This is a genomic window from Clavibacter sp. MX14-G9D, assembly GCF_032917815.1.
GTDB lineage: Bacteria > Actinomycetota > Actinomycetes > Actinomycetales > Microbacteriaceae > Clavibacter > Clavibacter michiganensis_K.
Window position 1 is genome coordinate 1 of the sequence record NZ_JAVCVL010000173.1, and the last position, 5,926, is coordinate 5,926.

The following is a 5,926-nucleotide window of genomic DNA, read 5'->3' on the forward strand; positions in this document are numbered from 1 at the left end:
AGATCGGGATCTCGGGCGCCCACAGCATCGGCTCGCCGCCGTTGATGAACGGCACCTCGTTGACGTGCATGGCGTGGAGCACGAGCTTCACGGCGATGAAGCCGAGGATGACCGCGAGGCCCTGCGAGAGGTACACGAGGCGCTCGAGGAGGCCGGAGATCAGGAAGTAGAGCTGCCGGAGGCCGAGCAGCGCGAAGGCGTTGGCGGTGAAGACGATGTACGCCTCCTGCGTCAGGCCGAAGATCGCCGGGATGGAGTCCAGGGCGAACAGCACGTCGGTGAGGCCGATGGCGAGCATCACCAGGAACATCGGCGTGAAGAGGCGCTTGCCGTCGATGCGGGTCGTCAGCTTGTCGCCGTCGTAGTCCTCGGAGGTGGGGATGACGCGGCGGAGCGTGCGGATGAGCTTCGAGTCGGACTCGCTCTCGTCGTGCGTCTCCTTCATCTGCTTGTACGCCATGACGAGCAGCAGCGCGCCGAAGAGGTAGAAGACCCAGGAGAAGTTGTCGATGATCGCCGATCCCAGGGCGATGAAGATGCCGCGCATGACGAGCGCGATCGCGATGCCGACGAGCAGCACCTTCTGCTGGAAGGCCCGCGGCACCGCGAAGCTCGACATGATGATGAGGAAGACGAAGAGGTTGTCGACCGACAGGGCCTTCTCCGTGACGTAGCCGGCGAAGTACTCGCCGCCGTACGTCCAGTTCGAGAAGACGCCGACGCCGACGCCGAAGACGAGCGCGATGACGATGTAGACCACCGACCAGGTGGCGGACTCCTTGAGGGTCGGCTCGTGCGCCTTCCGCACGTGCGCGTAGAAGTCGAAGACGAGCAGGCCGAGGACGGCCGCGATGGTCGCGGCCCAGAGCCAGAAGGGGACATCCATGTGGGGTTCTCCAGTACTCGGACCGCGCAGCGGTCCGACGGGGTACTGAAGGTCTCCTCCACCCCGCGAGCCCTGCTCGCGGAACCGGCCGCACGGGTCGGAGTGGTCCGACCGTATTGACGACACGACCGCCGGACGGGAGTACTCCCCTTCGACGACGAGCCTATACGTCCGCATGGGCCCCGTCCGACCACGCGGCGGATGCCCAGGCGCGGTCGGGCCGGGATGCGCCCCCTACTCGAGGAAGAGCAGGACGATGCCCGCGACCGCCGCGGCCGCGCCGATGCCGATGAGCACGAGCCCGGTGACGCGGAGGGCGCGGCCGTCGAGCTCGGGGGCGTGCGTGCGGACGCGCCACGGGGAGCGGGGCGTGAACCACACGCGCACGTCCGACCCCGCGGGGAGGTCGCGCGTCTCGTGCGTGTCGGCGGGGGCCTCGTGCACGTCGCCGTCGCCGTCGAACCAGCGGAGGACGCGCGTGGGCGCGGACCCCGGGGCGTCGGGATCCGCCGGACGCTCGGCCACGAGACCCTCGGTGGCCGTCCAGCGCCGGCCGACCACGCGGATGGAGAGGCCGGCGACGTAGAGGAGGACGCCGGGGACGAGCGCGATCCAGGTCAGGAACTCGATGATGAGCGACGCCGCGGCGAGTCCGTCCATGCCGAATGACCCCGCGTCCGCTCCTCGAGAGCCCGAACAGGGCCTAGAGGTCGATGCTATCGCCGGGCTCGAGGGCGTGGAACTCGCCGCCGCCCTGCTCGGTCGCCCACTGCAGCCGCCCGTTCGACATGGCCTTGCCGGCGGCCGAGAGCACCATCTCGTGCGTGGGGAACGCGCGCCGCGGCGCGACGGCGAGGACGTAGTCGATGGACTCGCTGATCTTCATCCACGGGGCGCCCGCCGGGGCCGCGAGGAGGTCGACGTCGACGCCCTCGGGGACGACGAAGGAGTCGCCCGCGTAGTAGAGCGTGCCGTTGACCAGCACGCCGAGGTTGTCGACCACGGGGATCGACTCGTGGATGACGGCGTGCGCGCCGCCGAAGAACCGCAGCGTGTACGACCCGACCTCGATGGTGTCGCCCGCGTGCACGACGGTCACGTCGAAGTCGGCGGCGGCGGCGGCCACGCCCTCCGGCGCGTAGATGGGGACGCCCTCGTTCTTGTCGAGGATCCGCTTCAGCTGCTCCGGCGTCCAGTGGTCGGGGTGCTCGTGCGTGATGACGATGGCGTCGGCGTTCATCGCCTCGGTGATGGGGGTGGTGAAGGAGCCCGGGTCGATGAAGAGCTTCCGTCCGCTCATCTCCAGGACCAGGGCGGCGTGCTCGAGCTTCGTCAATCGCATGAGTGGAGCCAACACCGTCCGGGCGGCCAGGGCAAACCCGGGACGCGGGGGCGCCCGGGAGCGGCGATCGGGGGCGTCGCTGGGGTGCGGCGGGGCCCGCGCGCGCACCGGATCCGACCCGGTCGGGGCTCGATTTGGCGGGCTGTGCGCGCTGTGGCATACTCGACGAGTTGCGAAAACGGCCCCATCGTTTAGCGGCCTAGGACACCGCCCTCTCACGGCGGTAACACCGGTTCGAATCCGGTTGGGGTCACGTACAGCCCGGCACCTCCTCACGGAGGTGCCGGGCTTTCTTCTTGCCCCCCGGCGGGCGTCCGACCGCCGCGGAGGCGTCGGCGGCGGGCCCCGGACCGGACGCGCTCCCGGGCCAGGCCCTGTACCGTCGAGGGGTGAGTGTTCACCTGGTCGGAGGCGGCCTGTCGGATGACGACACCCCCCTCCTCGCGCGGTTCCTGTCCGAGGCGACGACGAGGGCGACCGATGCCGCCCGGCTGGAGCCGGCCCGCATCGCCGTGGTCCTCGTCCACGACGGCCTGGGCGCCGAGGAGTTCGACCGCTACGCGCAGGCCCTGCGCGCCGCCGGCCCCTGCGAGCCCGTCGCGGTGCTCGCGCCCGAGGGCGGGTCCATCCAGGTCGCGCAGCTGCAGGACGTGGACGGCATCGTCGTCGGCGGTGGCCTGACCCCCGCGTACCGCCAGGCGCTCGAGCCCGTCTTCGGCGAGATCCGCCGCCAGGTCACCGCCGGCGTGCCCTACGCCGGCTTCTCCGCGGGCGCCGCGGTGGCCGCCGAGACCGCCATCGTCGGCGGCTGGCGGATCGGCGACGTCGAGGTCGTGCAGGAGGACGCCAGCGAGGACCTCGACGAGGTCACGGTCGAGCAGGGCATCGGCCTCATCGACGTCGCGGTCGACGTGCACGCGGCGCAGTGGGGCACCCTCACGCGCCTCATCGCGGCGACCGAGGCGGGACTGGTCGAGGGCGGCGTCGCCATCGACGAGGGCACCGTGCTCATCGTCGGCGAGGGCCAGCTCGTCGTCGTCGGGCGCGGCAGCGTCTGGTCGGTCATCGGCTCGGAGACCGGCGTCACCGTCAGCTCCGCCGGCGCGTCCTGACCCCCCCCGGAACGTGGCGCTGACCCTGCCCCAGCTCGTCGAGCGCGGGCTCATGGACGCGGGCTGGGCCGACGTGCTCGCCCCCGTCGCCGACGACATCGCGCGGATGGGGGAGTGGCTCCGCGGCGAGGTCGCCGCCGGACGGCCCTACCTGCCCGAGGGCGACCGCGTCCTGCGGGCGTTCCAGCAGCCGCTCGCCGACGTGCGCGTGCTCATCGTCGGCCAGGACCCGTACCCGACGCCGGGGCATCCCGTGGGGCTGTCGTTCGCCGTGGAGCCCGACGTGCGGCCGGTGCCGCGCAGCCTCGCCAACATCCACCGGGAGCTGCGGGACGACCTCGGGATCCCCATCCCCGACCACGGCGACCTCACCACCTGGACGCGCAGCGGCGTGCTCCTGCTGAACCGGGTGCTCACGGTCCGGCCCGGTGCGCCCGCGTCGCACCGCGGGAAGGGCTGGGAGGCCGTGACCGAGTGCGCGATCCGCGGGCTGGCGGCGCGCGGCGGTCCGCTCGTGGCGATCCTCTGGGGCAAGGACGCGGGCTCGCTCGCGCCGCTGCTCGCGCCCGTGCCGTCGATCCTCTCCGTGCACCCCAGCCCGCTGTCGGCGTCGCGCGGCTTCCTCGGGTCGCGGCCGTTCAGCCGGGCCGACGCGCTGCTCGCGGAGCAGGGCGCGGATCCGGTCGACTGGCGGCTCTGAGCCGACCCGGCCGCCGCCGCCGCGTCCGGACGTCCGCCGACCGAGGCCGGTCGCGCGCGCCCCGGTCCCCGTAGGATCCAGGCATGCTCGAGGAGGAATACCAGACCCGGCGGCGCCTGCCCGCCCACCTCCGGAAGCCCGCTCCGCCCGTGCCCGGGTTCAGCTACGAGATCCGCCGGGCGACGAGCTCCGACCTCCCGGACATCCGCGAGATCTACAACCACTACGTCATGAACAGCACCGTCACGTTCGACGAGACCCGCATGACGCTCGCCCGGTGGCGCGGCCGGTTCGGCCAGCTCGAGCGGATGGGGATGCCGTTCCTCGTCGCCGTCTCCCCGTCGGGGCAGGTGCTCGGCTACGCGCTCGTCGAGCCGGTCGGCGCACGGCGCTCGTCGCGGACGACGGTGGAGGACTCGATCTACCTCGGCGCCGCGTCCACGGGCAAGGGCCTCGGGCGGGCGCTCCTGGAGGCGCTCGTGGAGGCCTGCCGCGAGGCGCGCCTCCGCGAGGTCATCGCCGTCATCGCGGACCAGGGCGCGGACGCCTCCATCCGGCTGCACGCCTCCCTGGGCTTCACGGAGAGCGGGCGCATGGGCCGCGTGGGCTGGAAGTTCGGGCGCTGGCTCGGCACCGTCACCATGCAGCTGACGCTCAAGCCCGCGGAGTCCCCGGGTCGGTGGGCGCGGGCCATGCGGCGAGCGACGCCTGGCGCTGCCGCTCCTGCTCCCACCACGCCCGCTCCTGCTCCCGGCGGACCTCCTTCGCCGTGAGCGGGCGGGGCGCCGTCGTCTCCACGCGGTGACGTCGGGCCCACCAGCCGGTCAGCAGCGCCGAGCCGAGCACGACGGCCATCGGCAGCAGCATGAACGGGCCGCCGGTGCCGGCGCTGCGGTCGAAGCTCTCCGACATCTGGCCGAGCAGCACGGTGGGGATGAACAGCAGCGTGTTGTTGAGCGCGTGGATGAGCACGGGGGCCTCGAGGCCGCCGGTGAGGCGGGCGGAGATGGTCGCCGCGATGCCGAAGACGAAGTAGTAGGCGATGAGCCAGGGGTCCTCGGCGAGGTGCGCGAGCGCGAACAGCGCGCTGGAGAGGATCGCGCCGACGACGAGCGCGACGCGGGTGCTGCGGAACCAGGAGCCGGCCGAGCGCTGCACGAGGCCGCGGAAGCCGTACTCCTCGCCGGCCGACTGCAGTGGCGTCGTGAGGAGCACGATCGCGAGGAACGTGACGACCTCCCCGTCGACGCGGATCTCGCCCGAGGGGTCGAGCGCGAACGTGACGCCGATGTAGACGAGGAACACGGGCACCATCACGAGGGCGACCCGGCCGAGCCAGCGCCAGCGGAAGCGGCCCGCGATGGAGGACAGCGCGCCCATGCGGACGCCGAAGAGCCAGCGCTGCAGGAGCATCGACACCGGGATGAGGGCGGCGAGCGACAGGTTCGTGGCGAGCAGGATGATCGGCGTCATCGTGGTGAGGGACGCCGGGTCCTCCAGGTCGATGCGGCCGCGGAACGCCTCGATCGCGAAGGCGATGCCGCCGAACACGAGCGAGAAGCCGAAGAACGCCACGGCGCCGAGGAGGATCGCGACGATGCCGCGCCACGGTCCGCCCGTGTCGCGGAGGCCGTGGTGGTACGGCACCGGCGGACGCTCCGGGAGCGGCGGCAGGGTCGGGACGGCCGGGGCGCCCGACCAGCCGGCGGGAGCGGCGGGGGCGGCGGGGCCCCCGGTGTCTCCCGGGGACACCGGCGGCGCGAAGGGCGGCGCGGACGGCGGTGACGACGGCCGTGACGTCGGGGGGAGGTCGGGGGTCGGCTCCTGTGCGCTCATGCCGCCACGGTACGCGGGGGCGCCGGGAGGCGGATCCCCCCGACGGCGGA

At 72.8% G+C, this 5,926-nt stretch carries 7 protein-coding genes and 1 tRNA gene; 4 read left to right on the forward strand and 4 right to left on the reverse strand.

The window, feature by feature from the left end:
* The 3 genes from Q6969_RS12245 to Q6969_RS12255 form a co-directional block, all read right to left on the reverse strand.
* Window positions 1-886 (reverse strand): TerC family protein (locus Q6969_RS12245; RefSeq protein WP_317230689.1); only part of this gene is annotated, 886 nt, incomplete at its 3' end.
* 234 nt (window positions 887-1,120) lie between these two features.
* Entirely contained in the window at window positions 1,121-1,546 is a 426-nt protein-coding gene (locus tag Q6969_RS12250) for a DUF3592 domain-containing protein (RefSeq protein WP_317230690.1), read from the reverse strand.
* Between the two features lie 43 nt (window positions 1,547-1,589).
* The gene (locus Q6969_RS12255) at window positions 1,590-2,228 is read right to left on the reverse strand and encodes an MBL fold metallo-hydrolase (RefSeq protein WP_104291246.1); all 639 of its coding nucleotides are present in this window, start codon (window positions 2,226-2,228) and stop codon (window positions 1,590-1,592) included.
* A gap of 180 nt (window positions 2,229-2,408) precedes the next feature.
* Here Q6969_RS12255 and Q6969_RS12260 point away from each other — a divergent pair.
* From Q6969_RS12260 to Q6969_RS12275, 4 genes are all read left to right on the forward strand, one after another.
* Window positions 2,409-2,481, forward strand: a tRNA-Glu gene (locus tag Q6969_RS12260).
* Window positions 2,482-2,617: 136 nt separating this feature from the next.
* Window positions 2,618-3,340 carry a Type 1 glutamine amidotransferase-like domain-containing protein gene (locus Q6969_RS12265; protein WP_317230691.1) on the forward strand — a complete coding sequence of 241 codons (723 nt, stop codon included), beginning with the start codon at window positions 2,618-2,620 and terminating at the stop codon, window positions 3,338-3,340.
* 13 nt (window positions 3,341-3,353) lie between these two features.
* Complete coding sequence (locus tag Q6969_RS12270; RefSeq protein WP_317230692.1) at window positions 3,354-4,040, forward strand: uracil-DNA glycosylase; 687 nt, start codon at window positions 3,354-3,356, stop codon at window positions 4,038-4,040.
* An 83-nt stretch (window positions 4,041-4,123) separates the two neighbouring features.
* Complete coding sequence (locus Q6969_RS12275; RefSeq protein WP_317230693.1) at window positions 4,124-4,813, forward strand: N-acetyltransferase family protein; 690 nt, start codon at window positions 4,124-4,126, stop codon at window positions 4,811-4,813.
* On the opposite strand, the gene Q6969_RS12280 is transcribed toward Q6969_RS12275, so the two are convergent.
* A complete protein-coding gene (locus Q6969_RS12280; protein WP_317230694.1) occupies window positions 4,695-5,876 on the reverse strand; it encodes a CPBP family intramembrane glutamic endopeptidase in 1,182 nt (393 codons plus the stop codon). The genes Q6969_RS12275 and Q6969_RS12280 overlap by 119 nt on opposite strands.
* Window positions 5,877-5,926 lie beyond the last annotated feature (50 nt).